Source organism: Streptomyces sp. HP-A2021 (genome assembly GCF_022807935.1).
Classification (GTDB): domain Bacteria; phylum Actinomycetota; class Actinomycetes; order Streptomycetales; family Streptomycetaceae; genus Streptomyces; species Streptomyces afghaniensis.
In genome coordinates, this window is sequence record NZ_CP094344.1 from 3444502 (window position 1) to 3470941 (window position 26440).

Here is a 26440-nt window from a genome sequence, read left to right on the forward strand (position 1 = left end):
CGGTTGTTCTCCCCGTAACAGTGCCATGTGCTTTTTCATTCCGAGACACCTGTTCCGACCAGCGAGACGATTTCGTCCCAGTAGCCGGGCATGGTCTCCCAGGGGTCGGTGCGGCCGCCCTGGTCCGTGTGGTCGGTGAACCAGATCGTCGCGGCGCCCGCCCAGCGGGCGATGCGCAGCGCCTCCCCCAGGTGCGGGCGGGGCACTCCGTGGACGAAGTGGCAGAAGCGCTCGGGCGGATGGTCGGCGGTCCACTCGGCCACCTGCGACCAGCGGTAGTCGCTCCACGGGCCGGAGAAGGTGACCAGCTGGTCGGCGAGCCGGGCGTAGCCCGGGTGCGGGTGGATGCCGTGACCGAGGACGATGTGGGCCTCGTCACGGATCACCCGGAGCGTGGCGACCGTGCGGCGTACCTCGGGCAGCCCGGCATGGTCTGCCGGGCAGCGGTCCAGGAGGAAGCCGTCGACCTGGTACCAGTCGACGAACCGGTGGGCGTCGGAGATCAGCTCCCCGAAGTTCCGGGTGCCGTACCGGGTGTCGAGATGGCCGAGGACGCGGACACCGGCGTTGCGCAGGCGCCCGGCCGCCTCCAGGCAGTGCGGGTCGGGGCGGGCGCCGGGGCCGTCGGCCACGTTGAGGACCACCCAGTGCAGCGGGGTGCCGGGGCGGGTGAGTTCGCCCCACTCGGTGGGGGCGAGGAGGGGGTGCGCATAGCCGGGGACGCCGACGCCGGGCCGGAGTTCCGTGCCGGACGTGCGTGGCCTGGTGCTGGTCAGATGCGGCATGCCGCCTCCATCCAGATGTCGGCGAGGGACTCCTCGAGGCCGATCCGGGGGCGCCAGCCGAGCCGGTCGCGGGCAGTGCGCACATCGGCCTGCTGCCAGCTGCCGCAGCCGTCCGGGTACGGGTACGCGACCGGGGGCGCGTGGTCCGGGTCGGGGCGGGGGTGGCCGATGGACTGGCGCAGGGCGCCGGGAGGGCCGTCGAGTTCGTGGAGCGCGCCGCCGTATCCGGCCACGCGGGCGAGGACTGCGGCGGCGTCGCGCAGGCGGACGGCACGGCCGGAGCCGATGTTGATGACGCCCTGCGCGGCGGAGAGCGAGGCGGCGTGGACGGCCCGGGCCACGTCCCGGACGTCGACGAAGTCGCGCTGCGCGCCGAGGCCGCCGAGTTTCAGTTCGCCGTCGCCGGACTGCATGGCGCGGCGCATGGCCTCGGCGAGCCGGCCCAGCGGGGAGCCGGCGGGGGTGCCGGGCCCGGCCGGTGAGAAGACGCGCAGGACGACGGCGTCCAGGCCGGAGCCGAGGACGAGTTCGGTGGCGGCGAGTTTGCTGACGCCGTACGGGCCGCCGGGCCGGGGGACGGCGTCCTCCGCCGTGGAGGAGCCGGGCTGGCTGGGGCCGTACTCGGCGCTGCACCCGATCTGCACCAGTCGGGCACCGCAGCCGCTGCGGCGCAGGGCTTCGCAGACGGTGGCCACGGCGACGGTGTTGTGGCGGGTGAGCTCGCGGGCACCTCCCCTGGTGGCGCCGGCGCAGTTGACGACGACGCCGGGGTGGACCGCGTCGAGGAAGCGGGTGAGGGCGCCGGGGCTGCCGGATGCGAGGTCGAAGCGGACGTCGGCGTCGTCGCCCCGGCCGAGGGCGGTGAGCTGCACGGCCGGGTCGGCGAGCAGGCGGTCGGCGACGAAGCGCCCGATGTAGCCGTTGGCTCCGATCAGCAGGACTCTCATCGCGCGGCTCCCGGGGCGGCCGGGGCTGCTGGGCGGGTGGTCATGCGGGTTCTCCTTGAGGCGGGAAGGGAGGGACGTGAGGCGTGCTGCCGGTGGCGACGGGGCCGGTGGCGGCGGCGGGTCACCGGGAGGGCTCCGGCGGTGCGTGGGCCGAGGCCCTGGTCAGCTTGCGGGTCGCGTGGACCAGGAGGGCCAGGGCCGCCGTACCGCAGGCGAGGGCGGGGACGCTGCCGGCACCCCAGGTGGTGACGAGGGTTTCGACGGGAGTGGCCAGGAAGCCGCAGCCGGGGAGGCGGGAGGTGAAGACCGCGGCGAGGGCGGCCGCCTGGAGCGTGGCCGTGGCGGTGAGGACCACGGCGGGGGCGTAGGCGAATCCGTGAGTGGTGAGGAGGCGGGCCAGGAAGAGGAGGGCGCCCAGGGTGAGGGTCTCTGCGTAGGCCGCGGGCTCGTCGAGGACTGCGGCGCAGAGGGTGAGCAGGGCCGCCAGGGCGCCCAGGAACAGGACGAACGTGCCGAACAGGAGCGGTCGTACGGCGGCGGCGAAGTCCTCCAGGCCGCGGCTGGCCGCGAGTTTGCGGCGGGCGCGCGCGGTGAAGAGGTGGGCGGTCCAGGCGGCGGGGGCGCAGGCCAGGGCGAGGGCCAGGACGGGGGCGGTGGTGAGGGGCCAGGGGCCGTCGGCGGTACCGGTGGGCAGGCTGTCGGGGCCTCCGGCGATGGCGCCGTCGAGCAGACCGTTGCCCAGGAGGGCGTACGCCACGAGCCAGCTGGTCCGGGTCGTGGACCTGCCGGGGACAGTGCGGTCGGGTCGGCTCAGGGGGCCCCGGTGCAGGGCCGCGCGGAAGGCAAGGGCCACGGCGAGGGTGCCGGCCGCCGCAGCGAACAGGCGCGACCGGCCGTGGGTGAGGTGCACGGCTGCCACGGCGGCGGTGCACAGCGTGCCCGGGAGGAGAGTCAGCAGGGCCCAGTCGGTGCGTGCCCGTGGAGCGGCGGGCGCTTCGGGCGTGGGTGCGTCCCCGTCCCGGGAGACCCGCGCGTACATCTCTTCCGCCAGGGAGAAGACGTCCCGGTGGCGGAAGCGGGCGGCGGTCCGGTCGGTGATGCCGTGCGCCTCCAGCCCCGCCGCGATCTCCAGGGGGTCCACCGCGCGTTCGCAGAGTTCCTGGTGACGGTGCATCAGCGCCTTCACGGGGTCGGCGGCACCGCGGCGCGGGGTGGCGGGCTTGCGGTCGGCGGCCGTCTCGGGGGCGGGTGCGGGCGTGGTCGCGGGGCTCGGCGCCTGCTCCGAGCGGGCGGCCCCCCGCGCCCCGGGCGCCCCCGGGCCGGTGGGGGTCTCCGGGCGGTCCAGTTCGCCCAAGCCGCTCATCGTGCTCCCTCCGGGGCGGGAGTGGTGGCGCGTACGGGTCTGGCCGTGGCCCAGCCGGGGCCGCCGCGGACGACGAGGCTGGGGGACGGGGCGGCCCAGCGGATCGGGACGTGGGCCTCGGCGGGTACGGCGAAGGGCAGCGGCGCCCCCGCTTCGTCGAGGACCACACGGCGGATCGGCGCGCGCGAGACGATCTCCAGGTAAATGCTGTGAAATGCCTCGATGTTCTGCTCGACCGTGAACAGTTCGAGGGCACGGGCGCGGGCGGCGGCACCCAGGCGGGCACGGCGCGCGGGGTCGCGCAGCAGCGCCACGCACGCCTCGGCGAGCGCCCGCGGGTTGCGCGGCGGTACGACGAGCCCGGTGCCGCCGATGACCTCCACGACCGCGCCGACGTCCGTCGACACCGTCACGCGTCCACAGAGCATGGCCTCGACGAGGCTGATCGGGAAGCCCTCGACGACGCTGGAGAGGACGGTCACGGCGCCCGAGGCGTAGGCGTCGGCGAGGGAGGGGAGTTCGGGCCCGCCGATCTCCTCGAAGGACACCGGGTTGTCGCCGGTGGCGTGCGGGCCGTCGGCCTCGTCGGGGAAGAGCTGGGCGGCCAGGGTCCGGCAGTGGCCGAGGTAGGCCGTGCCCTCGGAACCGGCGGGCGCTCCGACGATGCGCAGGCGCGTCTTCGGCTGCCGCTTGCGGATCTCCGCGAAGGCGTGCAGCAGCGAGACCAGGTCCTTGGCGGGCTCGACGCGTCCGACCCAGACGAGCGTGTCCGGGTCGGCGCACTCGGGGGACTCACCGACCTCGGCGAAGGGCCGGGCGTCCATGCCGGGGTAGACCGTGCGGAGCTTCTCGCGGTCGGCACCACAGCGCTCCTGCCAGCGGCGGGCGTGCGTGTTGCCGGACGTGACGACCTCGGCCCGGGAGTAGGCCTCGGCCGCGAGCCTGCCGTGGAAGGCCGCCAGCAGGGACCGTACGGCGGGTGGGGCGTCGGGGGCGGTGAGGTAGTGGGTGCGCAGGCGCACGCCGTACTCGGAGACCAGCAGGGGGACGCCGGTGAAGTGGCGGGCGAGCAGGCCCGGCAGGGCGGCCGGGCCGCCGGACGCGGCATGGCAGAGGTCGACCGCGCCGAGTCCGTCGTCCTCGTACCAGTCGAGGGAGAGGGGGCGCAGGGCGCGTTCCAGGTGTGCGGCCACGGCGAGCAGATCCGATACGCGCGCCTCGCGCGCCGCGCGGTGGGCGCCGGGCGCGCGACAGGCGCGTTCCAGTGTGCGTACGGCGGTCTCGGAGCGGAGAGCCCCCACCAGGCCACCCGCCTCGCGGGCGAGTTCGGCGAGCCCGTACAGAGCGTTGGCGAAACGGTCCGCCTCGTGGGTCGACGCACCCTCGGAAGGCCTCTTGGCGGCGCCCGGCGTTCCCGCGGAAGACCGCTGAAAGACGGCCGGCGCACCCCCGGAGGCCCCGCTCAGCACGGCTGCCAGTTCGCCGAAGCACTCGGTGAACCGCCTGCGCGCACGGCGACCGAGGACCACCTCGTCGTCCTCGGCCGTCCACATCGGTGCGGTGCGCACCCTGCGGACGTTCGGCGGCAGCGGGATCCAGCCCTCGTCCTCCTGGTGCCGGCTGCGGCTGAGCGCGTGGACGTCGAACTCGTGCTGTCCGAGCCCGCGCACCAGCCGGTCGCACCAGAGCCTGGCGTCACCGCTCACATACGGATACCCACCCTCCGTAAGCAGTCCGATGCGCACGAGTGCACCCCCGATCTCCCGTATCAGGAGCCGCCATTGCCCGGCGGCTCGCAGCGGGACGAACGTATGCGGACAAGGCGGTGGCGCGACGGACGGTTGTCCGTCGCGCCACCAAAAGGGGTGAACGGTCGTAACTTTCCCGTGCGGATCGCGTTCCGTCGCGCTAGGAGATCAACCGGACACGGATCGTCATGCCGCGGCCAACTCCCGTCGCTCCGCCCGGCGTCGCGCGGCGGCCTCCGGATCGAGCGCCGGTACGGCGGCCAGCAGCTGCCTGGTGTACGGGTCCTGCGGCGACCCGTACACCTCGTCGACGGGCCCCTCCTCGACGATCCTGCCCTGCCGCATCACCGCGACCCGGTCACTGACCTGGCGCACGACGGCCAGGTCGTGCGCGACGAAGACCAGCGCGAGGCCGAGTTCGCGTTGCAGCTCCCCGAGCAGGGCGACCACGTGCGCCTGGGTGGTGACGTCGAGGGCCGACACAGGCTCGTCGCAGACGATGACGCGCGGGTCGGCCGCGAGGGCCCGGGCGATACCGACGCGTTGGCGCTGCCCGCCGCTGAACTCGTGCGGATAGCGGTCGTAGTGGGCTCCTTCGAGCCCCACGCGCTCCAGCAGTTCCGCCGCGCGCTCCCGGATGCGCCCCTCGTCCCGCTCACCCCGCGCGCGCAGCGGGTCGGCGATGGACTCGCCCACGCTGCGGCGGGGGTTGAGGGAGGAGACGGGGTCCTGGAAGACCATCTGCACGGCCGGGTTCACGCCCGTGTGCGGGCGGCCTTCGTACCGGACCTCCCCCGCCGTCGGCTCCAGCAGCCCGACGAGCATGCGCCCCAGGGTGGTCTTGCCGCTGCCGCTCTCGCCGACGACGCCGAGGGTCTCGCCGCGGCGCAGGGTCAGCGACACGTCACGCACCGCCGTGAACGCCCGCTTCCCCCGCCCGAACTCGCGCCTGAGTCCGGTCGCCTCCAGGACGGCCCCCTGCGGGGCTGCCTCCTCCAGAACGGCCTTCTCCGGGGCCGTCGAGCCGGCCCTCGGCGCGTCCAGCCGCGGGACCGCGGCCAGCAGCTCACGGGTGTACGGCTGGGCCGGCGCGCCCAGCACGCTCGACACCGGGCCGTGCTCGACCGCCCGCCCGTGCCGCATCACCAGCACCTCGTCGACGCTCTCGGCGGCGACCCCCACGTCGTGCGTGACGAGCAGCAGGCCCATGCCGGTCTCCTCGCGCAGCGTGCGCAGCAGGTCGAGGACCTGGGCCTGGACGGTGACGTCGAGGGCGGTCGTCGGCTCGTCGGCGATCAGCAGACGGGGCTCGCAGGCCAGCGCCATGGCGATCAGGGCGCGCTGGCGCATGCCGCCGCTGAACTCGTGCGGCCGGGAACGCGACCGCCGGGCCGCGTCCGCGATGCCCACCCGGTCGAGGACGTCGACCGCACGCGCGCGTGCCGCACGCCGGGACACGCGCGCGTGGACGCGGTACACCTCGGCGATCTGGTCTCCGATCGCGTAGTACGGATCGAGGGAGGACAGCGGATCCTGGAACACCATCGCGGCCTGCCCGCCGCGCAGCCGCCGCAACTCCTCGTCGGAGGCCCGCTGCACGTCGGTGCCGGCCACCCGGACCGAGCCCCCGACCCGCGCTCCCGTGCCGTGGTGCAGGCCGAGCAGGGCGGACGCCACGGTCGACTTGCCGGAGCCGGACTCGCCGACGAGGGCCAGGGCGGCGCCCTGCTCCAGCCGGAAGGAGAGGCCGTCGACGGCACGCAGCTCGCCGAAGTCCACGCGGAGGCCGGTCACTTCGACCAGGCTCATGTCAGCACCACCCGTCGGTCGGCCACCGCGTACAGCACGTCCGCGACGGCGTTGGCGAGGACCACGAAGAATCCGATGACGAGGACCATGCCGACCACGACCGGCAGGTCGACCACATTGACGGCATGGACGAGTTCCTGTCCGATGCCGGGCAGGCCGAACAGCGTCTCGGTGAGCACCGCGCCGCCGATCGCCGAGCCGACGTTGTTGGCGTTCAGCGCGATGACCGGCGCGAACGCCCCGCGCAGCGCGTGCCGCCCGACGATCGACCGTTCGCCGACACCGTACGCGCGGAAAGTGCGGATGTGATCCTCGGCCAGCGTCTCCAGCATCGACGCCCGGGTCAGCCGGGCGAACGCGGCGGCCTCGATGAGGGCCAGCGAGAGCCAGGGCAGCAACAGGTTCCACGCCCACTGTTCGGGGTCGTCGGTGAGGGCGACGTACTGCGGGAAGGGCAGCAGCCGCAGTTCCCCGCAGACGACGATCATCAGGACCAGCCCGATCACGAAGACCGGGGTGGCGGTGCCGGCGAGGGTGACACCGGTCAGCACGCGCTCGGAGAACCGCCCGCGCCGCCACGCGGAGAGCACGCCGGTCCCGACGCCGAGGAGCAGCCAGAGCACCATCGCGCCCGCCACCAGGGACAGACTGACCGGGAGCTTCGCCCAGATCAGCTGCGTGACCTGCTGGTCGCTCTGGTACGACAGGCCGAGGCAAGGCGCGGAGCAGTGCTGCACGGACGTACCCGTCGAGTAGTCCTGGCCGGCGACGAGGCCCTGGAGGAACTGCCAGTACCGCAGGAACAGCGGGTCGTCGAGGTTCAGTTGACGGGCGACCTGGTGCACCTGTTCCGGTGAGCAGCGCGGGCCGCAGGTGATCTGGGCGACGTTGCCGGGAGTGGCGTAGAAGACGACGTAGACGATCACCGAGATGGCGAGCAGGGTGACCGCGGTGCCGACGGTCCGGCGCAGGACGAAACCGGTGAAGCCGTTCATGCCCTGCCTCCCTCGGCCGCCTTGGACTCCCGCCTGCGTCCCGTCCCGACGCGCAGCCGGGAGGCCGCGCGGGGGTCGAGGGCGGTGCGGACCCCGTCGCCGAGGACCGTGAGGGCGAACACCGTGACGAACAGCGCGCCCGCGGGCAGCAGCAGGTACTGCGGGGCGGCCTGGTACCAGACGTCGGCGGCGGTGAGCATCTGCCCCCAGGAGGGCGTCGGCGGCTTCACTCCGACGCCGAGGAAGGACAGCGCGGCCTCGACGGTGATGTTCGACGGGACGAGCAGCGCGGCGTACGTGATGACGGGCGCGGCGATCCCGGGCAGCAACTCGCGGCGGGCGATGCTCCAGGTGCCCCAGCCGCTGAGCCGGGCCGCGGAGACGTGGTCGAGCTCCTTGAGGGTGAGCGTCTGCGCGCGCACGATCCGGGCGATGTTGCCCCAGCCGATCAGGCCGATGACGAGTGCGACGAGCACCGGCCGCGGAAAGCTCGACGGCACGATCGCGAGCAGCGCCAACGACATGATCATGAGCGGCATGGCGACGATGATGTCCGTGAACCGGCTCAACAGTTGATCAACCCATCGCTTCCCGAGCGCCGCCGCGACACCGAGGGTGATCCCGATGGCGACCTGCACGACGGTCGCCGCCAGCGCGACGCCCAGCGACACGCGCGCGCCGTACGTCAGCCGTGCGAACAGGTCGCGCCCGGTCTGCGGTTCGACGCCGAGCCAGTGGTCGCCGCTGATGCCGCCGAGCGGCCCGATGGGCACGCCCCCGCGCGCGGAGTCCACCAGGGAGGGGTGGTAGGTGGTCGGGTCCTGGCCCTCGAGGGCGGTGAGCAGCGGTGCGGCGAGGGCGACCAGGACGAGCAGCGCGACGACTCCGGCCGCGACGAGGGCGGCGCGCTGGGTGCGCAGCCGCCGCCAGAACTGACGGGCCCCCGAGGCAGCCGGGGCGGAGGTGTCCGTCCCGATCGCCCCGGTGGCGAGAAGTACCTCACTCACGGCGTCACTTCACCGCGACCTGCGAGATGTCCAGCACACCGGTCCAGTCGCTGATCACGATGTTCTTGACGTCCTCGCCGTACAGGCGCTTGTAGACGGGGTGGAACAGCGGGACGGTCAGGGCCTTCTCGCCGATCTTCTTGTCCAGCGCACCCCACCTCTTGGCAGCCTGGTCAAGATCCGTCAACTTGTTGATCGCGTCAATCTCGGCATTGACCGACTTGTCGTTCAGCTGGCCCGTGTTGAAGTTCGCGCCGTCCTTGACGATCTGGCGGCCGTCGAAGATCGGGGCGAGGAAGGGACCGCCGGAGGGCCAGTCGGCGCCCCAGTGGGCGAGGAAGAAGCCCGGCTCGGTCTTCACGTCGTGGATCTTGTCGGAGTAGTCGTTCTCCTCCAGGCCCTGGAGCTTGACCGTGATGCCGGCCTTCTTCAGCGCGTCCTGGACGGCGGTCGCGATCTCCGGGCTGGTCTCGAAGTCCTTGGCGTTGGAGTGCGTCAGCGTGACGGTGAGCCCGTTCGGGTGGCCGGCCTCCTTCAGCAGCTGCCTGGCCTTGGCCGGGTCACCGGCCTTGCCCGCCGGGAAGAGGTCGTACGGCGTGTATCCGAAGGACTTCTGGTGCGGCAGGAAGGTGGTGGCGGGCTCGGCCAGCGCGGACCCGCCCGCGGCGTTGACCACGGACGACCGGTCGATGGCGTACGAGATGGCCTGCCGTACCTTGACGTCGTTGAACGGCTTGACGGCCGGGTTGAACGCGAGGTAGTTCGTGTAGCCGAAGTGTCCGGTGCCGACGCGTGAGGCGAGGTCCTGGTCGCCGCTGACCTTCGCCAGCTCGGCCGGGCCGAGGTTGGTGTCCGTGGTGACGGCGGCGGCGTCCGCGCCCTGGGACGCGGACAGCCGCTGGTTGATCACGGACGAGTCGAGCCCGGACCGTACGTCGATCCTGTCCGGGTAGGCCTTGCGTTCGGCGTCGGTCGCGGCGGACCAGTGCGTGTTGCGCTCCAGGACCAGCCGCTCACCGTCGTTCTCGTTCCGCACCACCCGGTACGGCCCGGACGAGACCGGGTGCTCCTCGTACTTCGTGCCCGTGTCCTTGCTCTTCGGGACGGGCGTGAACTGCGTCTGCGTGGCGAGGTACGGGAACTCGCCCTCGGGCTTGTTCAGGTGGAAGACGATGGTCCGGTCGTCCGGCGTCTCGATCGCGTCGAGGCCCTTCTTGTCCTTGTACGGGCCCTGGTAGCCGGCGGCACCGACCAGCCAGTCCCGCAGATAGGGAGCGCCGCCGGAGAGCTCGGGGGCGAAGGAGCGCTCGATGCCGTACTTGATGTCGGCCGAGGTGATCGGCGTGCCGTCCTCGTACGTGAGCCCCTTCTTCAGGGTGTACGTCCACACCGTCGCGTCCTTGCTGGGGCGCCCGGTGTCGGTGGCGAGGTCGGGGACGACCTGGGTGCCGGCGGCGCCGTTCTCGCGGTTGCGGGTGGTGAGCGTACGGAAGACCAGGGACGGGACGTTGCCGCCGCCGGAGGTGTACAGGCGCGCCGGGTCGAAGTCCTGCTGGGGACCGGCGTTCAGGACGGTGAGGGTGCCGCCCTTGTGAGGCGTGGAGTCGCCGCCGACGCCCTTGGCATCGTTGTCCTCCGGGCCGCAGGCGGCGGCACCCGCCGCCAGGACCAAGCTGACGGATGCCGCGGCCACGCGGCGCGCTGTGACGGACGGTTGGCGCATCGGAATGACGACCTCTCGGATGACGTCTCGGATCGCGAGACGAGTTGACGAACGGTGAGACGTAGCTGGACACACGTCTGCCCGGGCGCCGGGTCGTCGAAGAAGCCGTGTCAGGGCCACGAGAACGTGACGAAGTCACAGCGAACGTGACGGGGTCACAGGGAACGTGACGGGGTCACGGGGAACGTGAGATTTCGCGACGCGCGCCTGGGGCGGGCGTCAGCAACAGTGGATGTCGGCCACGCAGAGCGAGGTCACGCCGATGAGCGCCAGCTCGATGGCGGCGCGAACGGAGACGTGACGGGGCGACATGCGAGAAATATGAACGAACTTCCGGCGCATGTCAACGCGGTACGTGGGCCGGCCCCTGTGACGCCTGTCAACTCCCGGGGTACGGCCAGGGGTTGGCGCGGCAGTGGATGCCGTCGTGGTCGAGGAACTTGGTCTGCTGCTGCATGACCGGGGCGAGGCCGCCGTCCTTGTCGCAGGTGACGTGGCCGTAGCCGAGGCGGTGGCCGACCTCGTGGTTGATCAGCATCTGCCGGTAGGCGTGGATCTCGTCGCCGTACGTCTCCGAGCCCTGCGCCCACCGGTAGGCGTTGATCATCACGCGCTCGGTGGCGGCCGAGTCGCAGGAGACGTTGTCCACGGTGGTGTCCAGACCGGACTTGGCGCACCAGTCGGCGGTGGTGCCCGGGCTGGCGAGGGTGATCACGAAGTCGGGCTTGCCGGAGTAGATCCGTTCGAAGGTACGTGCGCCGTTGTGGGCCCAGCTGCGCTGGTCGTTGAGCGTCTTCTGCACGGCCTCGGCGAACAGTTCGGCGTCGAGCCCGAGCCCCTGCTCCACGTCCACGCGGTAGGTGAACTTCTGCCCCGCACCCGGCGCCTCGGCGATGCCGGGCACGGCGTCGAACTTCCCGGAGCCCTTGAGCTTGGCGCCGAGCGGGTACGTCCTGCCCATCTTCTCGTCGTACGTCAGCGGCTTCGCGCCGGGGTCCGGCACGGGCGCCCGGCCGTCCGCGCGGGACGAGGAGCCCCGGAGGTCGCGGGCCTGGTCGGTGGCGGACTGCGACTGCACGCCGGAGCCGCCGGGGTCGTCGGTGACCTGTCCGGCGACGATCACGGCCAGCACGGTGGTGACGGCGGCGGCAGCGATGCCGGTGAAGGCACGGCCCTTGGCGCCCCTGACCGGGGCGGGCGTGCCCGTGGGCGCCACGTCGTCGTCATCGTCATCGTCGGAGCGGATTCCGGCCGGGGCGCCGGCGTTCCAGTCCGAGACGCAGGCATAGGCGTCCGCCGCGTGTGCGGAGGCGGGCGTACGGGGTGCGAAGACGTCGTCCTCCTCGCCGAAGGCGTCGAGATACTCCTGCCGCGGCCCGGGGCCGGAAGCCCGTCGCTGCCGCGGTATGGGAGCACCGCCACTACCCCTCAACTCGCCCCAGCCGCCCCCGGCTTCGCGCTGCTCGGGATGCCCTCCCCGGGCCTGGGGGAACCCGTGCGCGGGAGTCCCATCGGGAACCCGGGGCACCCCGCGCGCGGGGGTACCGTCCGGGAGCCGGGAAACGCCGTGCGCGGGAGTCCCGTCGGGAAACCTCGGAATGCCGCGCGCCGGGGTCCCGTCGGGCAACCGCGGAACACCATGCGTCGGCGTACCGTCCGGAAGCCGCGGACCACCCTGCCCAGGGGTCCCGTCGGGAAACCTCGGAACACCATGCGCCGGGGTCCCGTCAGACAGCCGGGGAACACCCCGCGCCGGCGTACCGTCAGGGAAACGCGGCAGCCCGCGCGCCGGTGTGCCGTCGGGCAGGCGCGGAGCGCCGTGCACGGGCGTACCGTCCGGCAACCAGCCGTCCGGAAGACGCGGCATCCCCTGCGCGGGCGTGCCGTGCGAAGGCGCCCCGTGCGCAGACGTTCCGCGCTCAGGCGCCCCTTGCGCCGGCGTCCCGTCCACCGTCGCGGGCCGAGGCCCCGGCACCCGGCGCGGACCCGCACCCGGCTGCGGTCGGCCGCCCTGCGACGCGGCCCGGGGCGGGGCCGTCCGGCCTCCCCGGCTCGTGTCCGCTGCCTGGCCCTGACCGGACCCCTGTCCCGACCCGGTCCGACCGTCCCGTACTGCGGTTGTGTCCGCGGTGTCGCCCTTGGCGACCGGCCCACGGCGGCTGTGGCGTCCCACGTCGCGCCTCAGCCCCCCATGCTCTCGTCGGTGCCTGCTTCGTCGACGGCCTCGTCCGTGCGAGCTCGCTTCGCTCGCCGTTCGCCGGACTCCCCCGCGTCTTCGAGGAGTTCACGGAACGCCATGGCCACCGTCTCCGGGTACTCCATCATGGCCACGTGTCCCGCGTCCGGCAACGTCACCAGCCGCGAGTCGCGATACGCCCGCGCCGCCTTCTGGGCCATCCGGAAGCCGACGAGTTGGTCACGCCCACCGTAGACGAGGAGGGTCGGCGCGAGAACGCGTTCGGCCTGGCGCCACAGTCCCTGCTGGCCACCCAGGGTGTACGCGTTCACGATCCCGCGCGCGGAACGCGTCATGGCGTCCCAGAAGTACGGCATCCGCAGCCGCCGCTCCATCTCGTGCACGGCGTTGCTGAATCCTTCCGGCGTCACCCGCCCCGGATCCCCGTAACACAGCGCCATCACGCCACGGACGCGCTGCTCCGCCGTCCACTCGCGGGTCAGCCGGGTGAAGAGCGGCGCGACACCGGGCACCGCCAGCAGCGCTGTGGGCACGGCGGTGCGCTGCACTCGGATTTCGGGCAGAGCGGGCGACACGAGCGTGAGCGTACGGACCAGATCGGGCCGTACCGCGGCGACACGGGTGGTGATGGCGCCACCGAGCGAGTTCCCGAACAGGTGCACGGGGCCGCGACCGGTGGCGTCGAGGTAACGGATGACCGCGCGCGCGTGCCCCGTGACCGAGTAGTCGCCGTCGTCCGGCGGCGGGGAGTCGCCGAAACCCGGCAGGTCGAGGGCCTCACTGTCGACGACGTCGTCGAGCAGCGGCATCAGCGCCGACCAGTTCTGCGAGGAACCCCCGAGTCCGTGCACGTACAGCGCGGGAGCCAGCCCCTGGCGCGCGGGGGGCCGCGACCGCACCGCCAGCGTGACCCCCGGCAGCTCGACCGAGCTGAGCCGCTCGCCCTCGGCGACCCTGACGGCCGCCACCTTCGGCAGCACATTGGCGGGCGGCACGAACGGCAGCTCGGTCGAAGACATGCGGCAATGTTACGAGACGATCACGTAGTGGCTCATGTGTTCGCCGTCACAGGAATCGGCCATGTGGGGCGGGCACATGAGGCCGAGACGGGGAAGGCGCGGAGAAGGAAAGGCACCCGAGAACGGGGAGGCACCTGGGAAAGGCAGGGCAGATGAGAAGCAGCCAACGGGATGCGCACTGCGTCACGTCCCGGACGCGGATCGCATAGCGTCCGGATCGGGTGTCTCCTAGGCTCGTAGAGAGGGCACCCGCGTGTGGCCCCTGCATTCCCAGGGACGTTCGTAGGAAGGGAGCCCAGCATGGCCGTAGACCCCACCGACCCGGAGACCTTCGAGGCCGAGGAGGCGTCGGAGACGCCGGAGTACGACGTCGAGGCCCCCGAGGTCGACGCGGCCGAGCAGCACACGGACGTCGCACCGAACCGCGACGACCCGCTGACCGGTGTCGACCCGGACCGCGCCAATGAGGCCGACCTGGTGGAGCAGGCCCGGATCGTCTCTCTCGACGAGGACGACTACCGGTGACGTACGCCGCCGGGTGGCGACGAGGAACAGCACCGAGCCACCGGGCAGGAAAGGAGCCGCATTTTGCCCGCTCTGAACCTGTTTGAAACGTTCTCAACCGCTTTCATAACCGTCCGGTCCGTGAAATTCTGCGTTCTCACCGCGCACACGAGGGTTACCGAAAAGTACGATGGCGACGCGGCCAGATCCGCACGTGGACGACTATGGGAGGCGGCGTGACAGCCATCGAGCAGACAGAGGCGGTTCGCCCGCGGGGCACACGCCTGCCACGCCGTGCCCGACGGAACCAGCTCCTGGGCGCCGCCCAGGAGGTCTTCGTGGCCCAGGGCTACCACGCGGCCGCGATGGACGACATCGCCGAGCGCGCCGGCGTCAGCAAGCCGGTGCTCTACCAGCACTTCCCGGGCAAGCTCGACCTGTATCTCGCGCTGCTGGACCAGCACTGCGAGTCGCTCATCCAGGCCGTACGGAACGCGCTGGCGTCGACGACCGACAACAAGCAGCGCGTCCGGGCGACGATGGACGCCTACTTCGCGTACGTCGAGGACGACGGCGGCGCCTTCCGCCTGGTCTTCGAGTCGGACCTGACGAACGAGCCCGCCGTGCGCGAGCGCGTCGACAAGGTCACCAACGAGTGCGCGGAGGCGATCTGCGACGTCATCGCCGAGGACACGGGCCTGTCGCGCGCGGAGTCGATGCTGCTCGCCTCGGGCCTGGGCGGCCTCGCCCAGGTGGTGGCGCGGTCCTGGCTGCACAGCGACCGCAGCGTGCCGCGCGACCAGGCCGTGCAGCTGCTCGCCTCGCTGGCGTGGCGCGGCATCGCGGGCTTCCCGCTGCACGGAACCGACCAGCAGCACCACTGACGGCGGCTTTGTTCCCGCCCGCTGTTCGCTCGTGGCGTTCTCGGGCGGAGCATGCCGGTCCCCTCACCGGGCTAATGTGTGCTGCGTACGGCGCGGAAGGTCGCGCACATCACTGACCGTCGGAGGGACATAGCCGTGGAGGTCAAGATCGGCGTGCAGCACGCGCCCCGCGAGATCGTTCTGGAGAGCGGTCAGAGTGCCGAGGAGGTCGAGCGGGCGGTGTCCGAGGCGCTGGCCGGGAAGTCGCCGCTGCTGACCCTCGTGGACGAGCACGGCCGCAAGGTCCTGGTCCCGGCCGACCGTCTCGCGTACATCGAGATCGGCGAGCCGGCCCCGCGCAAGGTGGGCTTCGGCGCTCTGTAGGCGCATGCGTGAACGGGGCGGGACGGCTGTCGGCCGACCCGCCCCGTTCGCGTTCCCGTTCGCGTACGGCGCACGGGTTCCTCCACGGATGGAGCACGGTTCACCCACAGAAGTGGGTTGGATTGCGCAGGTCAGGGGTAAGACGGGCTACGACCGATTTGGGCAGCCGGCCATGTGGGAGGGACCTCGACATGCTCCTGGAAGCGCTGAGTTCCGCGATTCTCGGCCTGGCTCTGTCATGGGCGGCCACGCATCGCCTGGCGCACCGGCTCCCGGCCCGCCCCCTGGTCCTGTCGACCGGCGTCGCGGGCGCCCTCTTCGGGGCCTTCGTCATGCACAGCGCACTGGAGGCCGGGCACCTGCTGGTGGTGCTGCTCGGCGCGGTGATCGTCTCGGTGGCCTCGCTGTCGCTGCTGCTGCGCCCCGCGGGCCGGCTGCGCCGACGATCGGCGACGGCGTAGCCGGAGCCGTCAGGCGCGCGGAGACCTGCGCGCCCGGCCGGCACCGGCCCGCAGCCGCGACACAGCGGCGGCGAGGGCCCGGGCCACGCCCACCTGCTGCTGAGCCACCGTGCGCGGAACGCCATTCCGAGCGGAACCACCTCCGCGAGCGCCACGCGACCGGAACCATCTGTGCGAAGCGCCCGGCAGCCGAAACCGCCCGGGCGCGAAGCGCCACGCAGCCGGGATCACGTCGGCGCGCAGCGCCACGCGACCGGAACCACCTGTGCGAAGCGCCACGCGGCCAAGCCCACCCCGGTGCGGAGCGCTACGCGGCCAAGCCCAGCGCGGCCATCCGCTTGGTGTGCGCCTCGGTGATCCGGGAGAACATCTTGCCGACCTCGGCGAGATCGAAGCCGTCCGCGACGCCGCCCACCAGCATGGTCGACAGCGCGTCCCGGTCGGCGACCACCCGCTGGGACTGCGACAGGGCCTCGCCCATCAGCCGCCGTGCCCACAGCGCGAGCCGCCCGCCCACCCGCGGGTCCGCGTCGATCGCGGCACGCACCTTCTCCACGGCGAAGCCGCCGTGCCCGGTGTCGTCGAGCACGGCCAGCACCAGACCGCGGGAGTCGGAGTCCAGCCGGGCCGCGACCTCCCGGTAGAAGTCGCTGGCGATGGAGTCGCCGACGTAGGCCTTGACGAGGCCCTCCAGCCAGTCCGAGGGGGCCGTCTGCTTGTGGAACCCGTCGTAGGCCGCGACGAACGGCTCCATCGCCCGCGTCGGCTCCTCCCCGATCTCGGCGAGCCGATCGCGCAGCCTCTCGAAGTGGTGGAACTCGGCCGACGCCATCTTCGCCAGCTCCGCCTTGTCCTCCAGCGTCGGCGCCAGCTTGGCGTCCTCCGCGAGCCGCTCGAACGCCGCCAGTTCGCCGTACGCGAGCGCACCGAGCAGGTCCACGACAGCGGCGCGGTACTGCGGGTCGGCTGAGGCCGTCGCCCAGTCCCGGGCGGCGACTCCGGTGTGTTCGGCCGGGGTGGCGGTGGTGTCCGAGGCGTTCTCAGGCTTGTCAGAGCTCGTCATGAAGCGCACAATAGCCCGCCCGCCGGAAGGCGTAAGGCCCTGGTCAATCAGTGTGACGACGACTACGTGACCAAATCGGCCGTCGCGTGTGCGGGATTCCGGGGTATGGTGGTAATGCGCCTGCTGGTACGTCGACGTACCTCGACAGGCCGCACGTATGAGGATGCCCGGTCGGTGGCCCGATCGGCTCCGACCCGACAGCCTCCCCCGGCCGTCCGCCACAGTGCGTACGAGACCCGGAGGGGGACACCCTCAGCGGCATGAGCGCTAGAGCGTCGGCGCGGTCCCGTGCTCTACGGCCCGCCCGTAGGCAGCCGACGTCCCCGGCACGGTCCGACAAGACCCCCGCGCTCGCCTCGCGCCGCCCACACAGAAGAGGCAGCACCCTGACTACGACGTTCCGAGAGCTCGGAATTCTCCCCGAGACCGCCGAGGCCCTGGAGGCCGTCGGCATCACCACCGCCTTCCCCATCCAGGAGATGACGCTCCCCGTGGCCCTTTCGGGCGCGGACGTCATCGGCCAGGCCAAGACCGGCACCGGCAAGACGCTGGGCTTCGGCCTCCCGCTCCTCGAGCGCGTCACCGTCCCCGCCGACGTCGAGGCCGGACGCGCCGAGCCCGAGGACCTCACCGACGCCCCGCAGGCGCTCGTCGTCGTCCCCACGCGCGAGCTGTGCACGCAGGTCACCAACGACCTGCTGACCGCGGGCAAGGTGCGCAACGTGCGTGTCCTCGCGATCTACGGCGGCCGGGCCTACGAGCCCCAGGTCGAGGCCCTGAAGAAGGGCGTCGACGTGGTCGTCGGCACCCCGGGCCGGCTGCTCGACCTCGCCGGGCAGAAGAAGCTGAACCTGAAGCACGTCAGGTGTCTGGTCCTCGACGAGGCCGACGAGATGCTCGACCTGGGCTTCCTGCCCGACGTCGAGAAGATCATCAACATGCTGCCGGTCCGGCGCCAGACGATGTTGTTCTCGGCGACCATGCCGGGCGCTGTCATCGGACTGGCCCGCCGCTACATGTCGCAGCCCACGCACATCAGCGCCACGGCGCCGGACGACGCGGGCAAGACGGTCGCGAACACCAAGCAGTTCATCTACCGCGCGCACAACATGGACAAGCCCGAGATGGTCGCGCGCATCCTTCAGGCCGAGGGCCGCGGGCTGGTGATGGTCTTCTGCCGCACCAAGCGCACGGCGGCCGACCTCGCCGACCAGCTCAAGCAGCGCGGCTTCGCCTCCGGCGCGGTCCACGGCGACCTGGGCCAGGGCGCCCGCGAGCAGGCCCTGCGTGCCTTCCGCAACGGCAAGGTGGACGTGCTCGTCTGCACCGACGTCGCCGCGCGCGGCATCGACGTCGAGGGCGTCACGCACGTCATCAACTACCAGTCGCCGGAAGAGGAGAAGACGTACCTGCACCGCATCGGCCGTACGGGCCGCGCGGGCGCCAAGGGCATCGCGATCACGCTCGTCGACTGGGACGACATCCCGCGCTGGCAGCTGATCAACAAGGCGCTGGACCTGGGCTTCAACGACCCGCCGGAGACGTACTCCACCTCCCCGCACCTCTTCACCGACCTCGGCATCCCCGAGGGCACGAAGGGCGTCCTGCCGCGCTCGGAGCGCAAGCGCGCCGGGCTGGACGCGGAGGAGCTGGAGGACCTGGGCGAGACCGGCGGCCGGGGACCGCGCGGGCGCGGAGGCCGCGGCCGCGGCGGCCGGGACGAGTCCCCGTCGGCCGACCACGAGCGTTCGGCCCGTACGCCGCGACGCCGCCGCCGTACGCGCGGCGGGACGCCGCTGGACGGCGCACCGGAGTCCGCCGGCACCGCGGCTCCGGACACCACGGTCACGGGCGGTTCCGCCGAGGCGGAGGCCGTGACGGCTCCTCGCACCCCGCGTCGCCGTCGCCGCACCCGCGGCGGCGCCTCGGCAGCCGAGTCGGCGCCGGTCACTGCGGTCGAGTCCCCCGCGTCCGCACCGGCGGAGAACGCCGTGGCGACGGCGGAGGGCACGAGCACGGAGGCGGCGAAGCCGCGCCGGCGCCGTACGCGCAGGTCGGAGACGCCGGTGGAGACGCCGGCGGTGGAGACCGCGGTGACGCCGTCGGCGGCTGCAACGACCCCGGCGGACGCGGACGCGGATGCCGCACCGGTCGTGGCCGCCCCGGTGGCCGAACAGCCCGAGGCGCCTGCGGCCAAGCCGCGCCGCCGCACCCGCAGGACCACGGCCGCCTCCGCGGCCGAGCAGGCGGTAGACACGGCCGAGGGAACCACCGCCACCGAGTCCGCACCGGAGCCGACGGAGACGAAGCCCCGCCGCACCCGCAAGACGGCTGCCAAGTCCGAGGCCTCGGCCGCGGCGGAGGACGCCGCCGACACGGCCGAGACCGCCGAGGCCAAGCCCCGGCGTACGCGCAAGGCCACGGCAGCGACCGAGGACACCGCAGGCGAAGCACAGGCCACCGAGCCCAAGCCCCGCCGCACGCGGAAGACCACCGCAGCAGCCGAAGCCGCCGCCGACACCGCCGAAGGCACGGAGACCAAGCCGCGCCGCACGCGCAAGGCGACCGCCGTCGCGGAGGACGCCGTCGACACGGCCGAGACCGCCGAAGCGAAGCCCCGGCGTACGCGCAAGGCCACGGCAGCGACCGAGGACACCGCAGGCGAAGCACAGGCCACCGAGCCCAAGCCCCGCCGCACGCGGAAGACCACCGCAGCAGCCGAAGCCGCCGCCGACACCGCCGAAGGCACGGAAGCCAAGCCGCGCCGCCGCACCCGCAAGGCCGTCGAGACCGCCGAGTCCGCCGAGACCGTCGGTGCCGGGATCCCGGCCCAGTCGGCTCAGGAGCCGGAGGCCGCCGAGGCCAGGCCGCGGCGTACGCGCAAGGCGACGGCCAAGGCCGAGGCGAGCGTCGACACGGCCGAGGCGACCGAGGCGAAGCCGCGCCGTACGCGGAAGACGGCCGCCGCTGCCGCGGATGCCGAGACCGCCGAGGCCAAGCCGCGTCGCACGCGGAAGACCGCCGCAGCGGCCGAAGCCGCCGCCGACACGGCCGAAGGCACGGAAGCCAAGCCGCGCCGCCGCACCCGCAAGGTCACCGAGCCCGCCGACATCCCGGCACAGGCCGGGCAGGAGCCGGAGGCCGCCAAGCCGCGTCGCACGCGGAAGTCGGCAGCGGCCGCCACGGCCTCCGCCGAGGTCGCGGACGACGCGATCGAGGCGAAGCCGAAGGCCCGCCGCACCCGCAAGGCCACGGCCGCCGCGGAGCCCACGGAGGGCTGACACTCCCTCGATGGCCCGGCCCCCACCGCGTGTGGGGGCCGGGCCATCGGCATTGCCCCCGAGCGCGGCCCGCCCGCGTCTCCACCGGCCGCCACCCACCGGCGCACCCCAACCACCAGCCCACTACCGGCCCGCCGCCCCGCCCCACCCGCTACCCTCACCCCGTGACCAGGCAAGCCACCTTCACCCCACCCCCGGGCGCCCGCGCATACCCCCTGCGCACCACCCGGGGCGAGTTCGCCGTCGTCGACTCGTCACCGAAGGCGGGGGCAGGGGTCAGGGGAGTCGCCCTGATGCTGCCCGGATTCACCGGCAGCAAGGAGGACTTCAGGCTGCTCCACGAGCCGCTCGCGGAGCGCGGGTACCGGGTCGTCGCCGTGGACGGGCGGGGGCAGCACGAGTCGGACGGCCCCGTGGACGACGAATCCGCCTACGCCCAGCGGGAACTGGCCCGGGACGTGCTCGCGCAGGCCGAGGCGCTCGGCGTACCCGTGCACCTCGTGGGGCACTCGCTCGGCGGGCAGATCGCGCGCGCGGCCGTGCTGCTCGACCACTCCCCCTTCCTCTCCTTCACCCTGGTCTCGTCCGGCCCGGCGGAGATCTCCGTCTCGCAGCAGCAGCGCGTGAAGGTGCTGCGGGACGCGCTCGCCGTGCTGTCGATGGAGCAGGTGTGGGAGGCCATCCAGGCCATGGGACCGCCGGAGGAGGTGGGCGGGCCCGCTCGCGGTCCCGGCGACGCGGAGCAGTTGCGCCGCCGCTGGCTGGGCAACAGCCCCGCCCAACTTCTCGCGACCGGCCGCCAGTTGTGCACCGAGCCGGACCGGGTCGACGAACTCGCCGCCGTGCCCCTGCCGTTCCACGTCCTGTCGGGCGCGCACGACGACACCTGGCCGGTGGCGATCCTCGACGACATGGCCGTACGGCTGAACGCGCACCGCACGGTCATCCCGGGAGCCGAGCACTCCCCGGGCGCCGACCAGCCCCTGCCGACCGCCCACGCCCTCGCCGACTTCTGGGACGGGACCCGCACGCCTTAGTACTGCGTCTGAAGGTGCTCCCAGAAGCCGTCCCGCAGTGCGCGCCGCAGGTCCGCCTGGCCGCGCAGCGAGTACTGCAACAGGCCCTCCGCCTCCACGAGCAGGTCCTGGTCCACCGAGCCGGGCAGGTAGGGGTGGCCGGGCAGCAGCTCGACCAGGGTGTCCCGGCCGCGGGCCGCCAGCCACTTCGCCGCGATCTGCGCGCCCACGAACCGCACGTCCTCACGGGTGGGCCGGCCCGCGGTCGCCTCGTAGGCGGGGGCTGCGCGGCGGGAGACGTAGGGCTTGAAGAAGTCGAGGTCGAAGGTGCGCTGGCTGTCGACCTCCCACAGGAGGGGCTCCGCCTGGTTGCGGCCCTCCGGCGCCTCGATGCCCCACAGGTGCACGCGGGCGCCGTACCCCTGGGCCGCCTCCACCGCCGACACCAGGTCCTCGTCGCCGCCGAGCAGGGCCGCGTCGCTGATGGCGCGGTGCCGGGCGAGGGACTCCAGGTCGGTGCGGATGAGTGAGTCGACGCCCTTCTGCTGGTTGTTGGAGTTCAGGTTGCCCAGCCGCACCTTGACGTCCGGCAGTTCCGCGATGCTCTGCTGCTCCGCCGTGTGGATGCGGCGGCGGGCGCCGTCGTACCAGTAGACCCGCAGCAGCCTGCTGTCCGCGAAGATCGTGCGGGCCTTGTCGATGAGCGCGTCGATCAGGCCCTCGGCATCGAGGTCGAAGGCCCGGCGGTCCTCCGTACCGGTGACGAGCCGTCCCGCGGCCGCGTACAGGTACCCGGCATCGACGAAGATCGCATGGGTCGAGGGTGTCTTCGCCACCTCGGCGAGCATGCGCTGGAGCAGCTCGTTGGTGCGGTCGATGCGGGCGCTCAGGGCCGCGAGGTCGTCGTTCATCACCTCCATTGTCCCGGCGGTCACGCTGCGAACACAACCGGTCCCGGTCGGTCCCGTAACGACAGCCTTACGACTCAGTAATTAGCCGGTCGAAAAATTTCCTTAGCGTAGGGAATGTTTCAGCCGCCCTGTGCGGTTGACCCATACGGAACACCGGGCACCGCTGCCTCGTGGGCCGACCACCAAGTAGTTCTCCTCAGGAGGATGACCAGACGAAGGGAGAAGCCCTTGCGCTTCGAAATCATGCACCTCGACGACGTCGACGGCACGCCCGTGGACACGACCGTCGTGGACGCCGCCTCCGTCAACCGCATCGTTCAGCAGGCCGCCGCCACAGGGCAGCGCCTCTGGATCCGCCCGGCCGGGACCACGGCCTCGTAACGCGCGCCGCTCTCCCACACTTCGAAGCCCCCGCACGCCATCGGCCGTGCGGGGGCTTTGCTGTTGCGGACCTCCCTGGTGGGGGGCGTACTGGCTGAGGGGGACGGCGAGACAGAGAACAGGACGGTGGACCGCATGTCCGTCATGGGCCGGTCGAACGAGGAACTGCACGAACGGGCCACAGCCGAGGCCGCGCAGCGGTACGAGGATTCCGCCGCGGAGCGTGAGCGGGTCGAAGGCCGGATCGCGGCCGGTGTGCGGTTCCCGGACAATCCGGACGCGCTCGCCGTACGCGCCGACCGGATCCTCGACCGGGGCGGTCTGTCGCCCTCGGCGGTGGTGGCGGACATCCGCGGCGAGGCCATGGATCTGCCCCAGGCCAACGAACGCATCATCGACCTGTCGAACGAGCTCCAGGCCTGGAGCTTCCTGCCGCGCGGGGTCAGGGCCGGAGCCACGGTCGCCCGGATCACGCTGCGCCGTGACGGCCGCGAGCTTCCGCACGGCACCGGCTTCCTGGTCTCGCCGCGGCTGCTGATGACCAACCACCACGTGCTGCCCGACGAGGGCTTCGCCCGCCGGTGTTTCGCGGAGTTCAACGCCCAGGTCACGGTCGACAACGTCCCCGACACCGCCGTCCGCATGGAGCTCGACCCGGGGACCTTCTTCGCCGCGGACCAGCGGCTGGACTTCGCCCTCGTGGCGGTCGTGCCCACCCAGGACGGCCGCCCGCCGGGCGAGGTCTTCGGCTGGAACCGGCTCAGCGTGCAGCTCGGCAAGCTGGTGCTCGGCGAGAAGGTGAACATCATCGGTCACCCGGACGGGCGCCTCAAGGAGATCGTTCTGCGTGACAACGCGGTGCTGGTACGGCTCGACGACTTCGTCCACTACCGGACCGACACCCGCCCCGGTAACTCGGGCTCCCCCGTCTTCAACGACCAGTGGGAGGTCGTGGCCCTGCACCACAGCGGCGTCCCGAAGAAGGACGACCAGGGCCGCGTCCTGCGGAAGGACGGCCGGCCCTGGAGCCAGGGCGACGGCGACGACGCGATCGACTGGGCCGCCAACGAGGGCGTCCGCATCAGCTCGATCCTGAAGCATCTGGCCCGGCTGGACCTCGACCCCGGGCGCCGTGCGCTGCTGGCCGAGATGGGCCCGGACTCCGGCCTGGACCGGAGCACGGCCGCGCTCGCGACCCAGCCGGAAAGAAGCGTGATGCCGGGCGTATCCGGCATCACGACCCCGTCGGCCCCGGACGTCCCCGGGACGGCGGCCATGACCGAGAGCGAGACCCGGACGCCCGGGACACGGAGCCCCAAGAAGGGACGCCCGGCCCGCGGCACCGCCTTCGGCGGCCGTCGGCACCTGGTCTTCCTGCACGGCAGGGACCAGCAGAGCAAGGAGCCCGAGGACCTCCGGCGGAGCTGGACGTCCGGCCTGAACCAGGGCCTCACGCTCGCCGCCCTGCCCACGGTCCACCCGGAGGACGTGTGGTTCCCGTTCTACGGCACGAGACTGGCCGACCTCGTGACCGGGCGGGAGAGCACGGCCCGGGCCGTCGGACTCGACGAGGTGAGCGCCGCCGCTGCCGCCGAGGTCTTCGCCGCCGAGTCACCCACCGGCTCCTACGAGCAGCTGCTCTACGAGGCGGCCGCCCGGGCCGGCATGCCGCAGAACGGGCCGGCGGCCACGGAGGGCTTCGGGGCGGGGCTGGTCGGCGCACTGCACCGGCCGCTGAGCTGGCTCGCCGCCCGGTCCGACCTGGACGAGTGGACCATCGCCACGTTCCTGCGGGACGTCGACCTGTACCTCGGCGACAGTGCCGTGCGGCAGGCCGTGCTGGACAGCGTCCTGGAGACGATGCCCGCCACCGGCGAGCTGGTGCTGGTCACGCACAGCCTGGGCACGGTCGTCGGCATGGACCTGCTGAACCGGCTCCCGGAGGGCCTCGACCCCGTACTGCTGGTCACCGCGGGCAGTCCGCTCGGGCTGGACGGCGTCAACGAGCGGCTCCTCGCCCGCGGCCCGCACCGGCCGCCGAAGGTCCGCGACTGGGTCAACGTCTGGTGCCCCACCGACGCGGTGGCCGTCGGCTGCCCCCTGGAGGACGAGCGGTGGGGCAAGCTCACGCAGCTGGCCGTCCAGAACGGCCGGGACCGCGCGCACAAGATCGAGGAGTACCTCGCCCACACGGGACCGGCCAGGGAGATCGGCACCGTACTCACCCGCCCCGCCTGACGCGGCGGCGCCTCAGCCGGCGCCTCAGCTCCCCTGGATCACCTGCGTGACCCCGTTGATGATCTGCTGCACGGCGATCGCGGACAGCATCATGCCCGCGAGCCGCGTCACCAGGACCACACCGCCGTCCTTGATGATCCGGATGATCACCAGCGAGTAGCGCATCACCAGCCACAGCACGACGTGGATGGCGAGGATCGCCGTCCACACGGACACCTGCGTGGCGACCGTGTGGGCCTTCTGCACGGCGAGGATGACCGACACGATCGCCCCGGGCCCGGCCAGCAGCGGCATGCCCAGCGGCACGAGAGCGACGTTGACGTCCTTGGTCTGCTTCGGCTCGTCCGTCTTGCCGGTCAGCAGATCGAGGGCGATCAGCAGGAGCAGCAGCCCGCCCGCGATCATCAACGCGGGCACGGACACGTGCAGGTAGTTCAGGATCTGATGCCCGAGCAGCCCGAACACGGTGATCACACCACCGGCGACACAGACGGCCTGGAAGGCCATCCGCTTCTGCACCTTGCCGGGCCGTCCGGCGGTGAGCGCGAGGAAGATCGGGGTGATCCCGGGGGGATCCATGATGACGAAGAGGGTCAGGAACAGGGAGCCGAAAACGGCGAGATCGAACATGAGCGTGATGGCCTTGCGGGAGTACTGAGGGTGGGCAGCGGGCGTCCGCAACCGCTGTGGGCAGGCGTTCCGCACGGCGGAACGGCGTGGGCACAGCCGACAACGCCGGGTGCCTGAAAGACGGACCTACAGGACAGAGACCTCAGACCCCGCCGGCCCCGGGCACCGGAAACGCCCCGAAGGCCCGCCGTGTGATCTCCCCGTACACCTCGGGATCCGTCGTGTACTCCCCGAGCACACACGTCTTCCGGCTGCCGTGATAGTCACTGGACCCGGTCACCAGAAGCCCCAGTTCCTTGGCCAGCCCCCGCAGCCGCGCTCGCGTATCCGTGTCGTGGTCCATGTGGTCGACCTCGACGCCGTCCAGCCCGGCCGCGGCCATCTCGGCGATCGCGGCCTCCGGCACCGTACGCCCTCGCTTGCTCGCACCGGGGTGCGCGAACACCGCGACCCCGCCCGCGCCCTTGATCAGCCGGATCGCCTCGAAGGGGTCGGTCTCGTGCTTCTCCACGAAGGCCCGGCCGCCGTCGGCGAGCCAGTCCTGGGTGAAGGCGTCGCTGACGGTCGGCACGACGCCCAGCTCGACGAGCGCGGTCGCCACGTGCGGACGCCCGACGGACCCGTCACCGGCGATCCGCGCCACCTGCTCCCAGGTCACGGGCACGCCCAGCTCCTGAAGCTTGGCGATCATGCCCTGCGCCCGGGGCACCCTGTCGTCCCGGACCAGTTCGCGCTCGGCTAGCAGCGCCGGTTCCTCGGCGTCGAAGAGGTACGCCAGCATGTGCATGCTGATGCCGTCGAGCCGGCAGGAGAGCTCCGCTCCGGTGACCAGCGTGAGTCCCCCGGGCAACGCGGCGATCGCCTCGGCGTGGCCACGGGTGGTGTCGTGATCGGTCAGCGCGACGACGTCCAGCCCGGTCGCGGCGGCCTTCCGCACCAGCTCGGCCGGAGCGTCCGTACCGTCGGAAGCGGTGGAGTGGGTGTGCAGATCGATACGCACGACGCGGACTCCAGACACTGACGGGACGAGCAGGGCTGCTCAAGGATAACCAGATTTTCGACGACCCCTGTCACACCCGAACCCCCCAAGCGCCCCCTACAGCAACGCCCCCAAG

The 26440-nt window shown here is 72.4% G+C and carries 23 protein-coding genes; 8 read left to right on the forward strand and 15 right to left on the reverse strand.

All coding sequences use genetic code 11. The features are described 5' to 3' along the window. Positions 1–35 precede the first annotated feature (35 nt). From MQE23_RS15545 to MQE23_RS15590, 11 genes are all read right to left on the reverse strand, one after another. On the reverse strand, positions 36–785 hold the full coding sequence (locus tag MQE23_RS15545) for a spherulation-specific family 4 protein (RefSeq protein ID WP_243379405.1): 750 nt from the start codon (positions 783–785) through the stop codon (positions 36–38). After that, positions 773–1732: an NAD-dependent epimerase/dehydratase family protein gene (locus tag MQE23_RS15550; RefSeq protein ID WP_020269793.1), complete on the reverse strand. Its 960-nt coding sequence runs from the start codon at positions 1730–1732 to the stop codon at positions 773–775. The genes MQE23_RS15545 and MQE23_RS15550 overlap by 13 nt, the downstream gene beginning before the upstream one ends. A gap of 121 nt (positions 1733–1853) precedes the next feature. Further along, a complete protein-coding gene (locus tag MQE23_RS15555) occupies positions 1854–3095 on the reverse strand; it encodes a hypothetical protein (RefSeq protein WP_243379406.1) in 1242 nt (413 codons plus the stop codon). Beyond that, on the reverse strand, positions 3092–4840 hold the full coding sequence (locus MQE23_RS15560) for a DUF3492 domain-containing protein (RefSeq protein ID WP_020269795.1): 1749 nt from the start codon (positions 4838–4840) through the stop codon (positions 3092–3094). Before MQE23_RS15560 ends, MQE23_RS15555 begins: the two co-directional genes overlap by 4 nt. 189 nt (positions 4841–5029) lie before the next feature. Continuing rightward, the gene (locus MQE23_RS15565) at positions 5030–6652 is read right to left on the reverse strand and encodes an ABC transporter ATP-binding protein (protein ID WP_020269796.1); all 1623 of its coding nucleotides are present in this window, start codon (positions 6650–6652) and stop codon (positions 5030–5032) included. Next, positions 6649–7647 carry an ABC transporter permease gene (locus MQE23_RS15570; protein WP_243379407.1) on the reverse strand — a complete coding sequence of 333 codons (999 nt, stop codon included), beginning with the start codon at positions 7645–7647 and terminating at the stop codon, positions 6649–6651. Before MQE23_RS15570 ends, MQE23_RS15565 begins: the two co-directional genes overlap by 4 nt. Continuing rightward, the gene (locus MQE23_RS15575; protein WP_243379408.1) at positions 7644–8654 is read right to left on the reverse strand and encodes an ABC transporter permease; all 1011 of its coding nucleotides are present in this window, start codon (positions 8652–8654) and stop codon (positions 7644–7646) included. The genes MQE23_RS15570 and MQE23_RS15575 overlap by 4 nt, the downstream gene beginning before the upstream one ends. A gap of 4 nt (positions 8655–8658) precedes the next feature. Further along, complete coding sequence (locus MQE23_RS15580; RefSeq protein WP_243379409.1) at positions 8659–10377, reverse strand: ABC transporter substrate-binding protein; 1719 nt, start codon at positions 10375–10377, stop codon at positions 8659–8661. Between the two features lie 219 nt (positions 10378–10596). Beyond that, the gene (locus MQE23_RS43660) at positions 10597–10689 is read right to left on the reverse strand and encodes an Ms4533A family Cys-rich leader peptide (RefSeq protein WP_020269800.1); all 93 of its coding nucleotides are present in this window, start codon (positions 10687–10689) and stop codon (positions 10597–10599) included. Between the two features lie 67 nt (positions 10690–10756). Further along, entirely contained in the window at positions 10757–12004 is a 1248-nt protein-coding gene (locus MQE23_RS15585; RefSeq protein ID WP_243379410.1) for a DUF3152 domain-containing protein, read from the reverse strand. 554 nt (positions 12005–12558) lie between these two features. Further along, on the reverse strand, positions 12559–13593 hold the full coding sequence (locus MQE23_RS15590) for an alpha/beta hydrolase (RefSeq protein ID WP_243379411.1): 1035 nt from the start codon (positions 13591–13593) through the stop codon (positions 12559–12561). A gap of 300 nt (positions 13594–13893) precedes the next feature. On the opposite strand from MQE23_RS15590, the gene MQE23_RS15595 reads away from it, so the two are divergent. From MQE23_RS15595 to MQE23_RS15610, 4 genes are all read left to right on the forward strand, one after another. Beyond that, positions 13894–14118 carry a hypothetical protein gene (locus tag MQE23_RS15595; protein WP_020269804.1) on the forward strand — a complete coding sequence of 75 codons (225 nt, stop codon included), beginning with the start codon at positions 13894–13896 and terminating at the stop codon, positions 14116–14118. A gap of 215 nt (positions 14119–14333) precedes the next feature. Continuing rightward, the gene (locus MQE23_RS15600) at positions 14334–14981 is read left to right on the forward strand and encodes a TetR/AcrR family transcriptional regulator (protein WP_020269805.1); all 648 of its coding nucleotides are present in this window, start codon (positions 14334–14336) and stop codon (positions 14979–14981) included. A gap of 135 nt (positions 14982–15116) precedes the next feature. Continuing rightward, a complete protein-coding gene (locus tag MQE23_RS15605) occupies positions 15117–15344 on the forward strand; it encodes a DUF3107 domain-containing protein (RefSeq protein WP_010047710.1) in 228 nt (75 codons plus the stop codon). Between the two features lie 191 nt (positions 15345–15535). Beyond that, positions 15536–15805 carry a hypothetical protein gene (locus MQE23_RS15610; protein ID WP_020269806.1) on the forward strand — a complete coding sequence of 90 codons (270 nt, stop codon included), beginning with the start codon at positions 15536–15538 and terminating at the stop codon, positions 15803–15805. Between the two features lie 307 nt (positions 15806–16112). On the opposite strand, the gene MQE23_RS15615 is transcribed toward MQE23_RS15610, so the two are convergent. Further along, positions 16113–16868, reverse strand: coding sequence for a ferritin-like fold-containing protein (locus tag MQE23_RS15615; protein ID WP_208641468.1), 756 nt, complete (start codon positions 16866–16868; stop codon positions 16113–16115). A gap of 479 nt (positions 16869–17347) precedes the next feature. On the opposite strand from MQE23_RS15615, the gene MQE23_RS15620 reads away from it, so the two are divergent. Together MQE23_RS15620 and MQE23_RS15625 are read left to right on the forward strand one after the other, a co-directional pair. Further along, positions 17348–20149, forward strand: coding sequence for a DEAD/DEAH box helicase (locus MQE23_RS15620; RefSeq protein WP_243382642.1), 2802 nt, complete (start codon positions 17348–17350; stop codon positions 20147–20149). Positions 20150–20313: 164 nt separating this feature from the next. Beyond that, positions 20314–21186 (forward strand): alpha/beta hydrolase, encoded by an 873-nt coding sequence (locus MQE23_RS15625; RefSeq protein ID WP_243379412.1) that lies wholly within the window; start codon positions 20314–20316, stop codon positions 21184–21186. Here MQE23_RS15625 and MQE23_RS15630 read toward each other — a convergent pair. Continuing rightward, positions 21183–22076, reverse strand: a complete 894-nt coding sequence (locus tag MQE23_RS15630; RefSeq protein WP_243379413.1) for an NYN domain-containing protein — start codon at positions 22074–22076, stop codon at positions 21183–21185. The two genes, MQE23_RS15625 and MQE23_RS15630, sit on opposite strands and share 4 nt — an antisense overlap. A gap of 204 nt (positions 22077–22280) precedes the next feature. On the opposite strand from MQE23_RS15630, the gene MQE23_RS15635 reads away from it, so the two are divergent. Both MQE23_RS15635 and MQE23_RS15640 read left to right on the forward strand, forming a co-directional pair. Continuing rightward, entirely contained in the window at positions 22281–22457 is a 177-nt protein-coding gene (locus tag MQE23_RS15635) for a hypothetical protein (protein WP_167337993.1), read from the forward strand. A gap of 135 nt (positions 22458–22592) precedes the next feature. Beyond that, on the forward strand, positions 22593–24695 hold the full coding sequence (locus MQE23_RS15640; protein WP_243379414.1) for a serine protease: 2103 nt from the start codon (positions 22593–22595) through the stop codon (positions 24693–24695). A gap of 24 nt (positions 24696–24719) precedes the next feature. On the opposite strand, the gene MQE23_RS15645 is transcribed toward MQE23_RS15640, so the two are convergent. After that, positions 24720–25325, reverse strand: coding sequence for a MarC family protein (locus MQE23_RS15645; RefSeq protein WP_150482878.1), 606 nt, complete (start codon positions 25323–25325; stop codon positions 24720–24722). Between the two features lie 142 nt (positions 25326–25467). Then, on the reverse strand, positions 25468–26325 hold the full coding sequence (locus MQE23_RS15650; RefSeq protein ID WP_020270848.1) for a PHP domain-containing protein: 858 nt from the start codon (positions 26323–26325) through the stop codon (positions 25468–25470). Between the last annotated feature and the right edge of the window lie 115 nt (positions 26326–26440).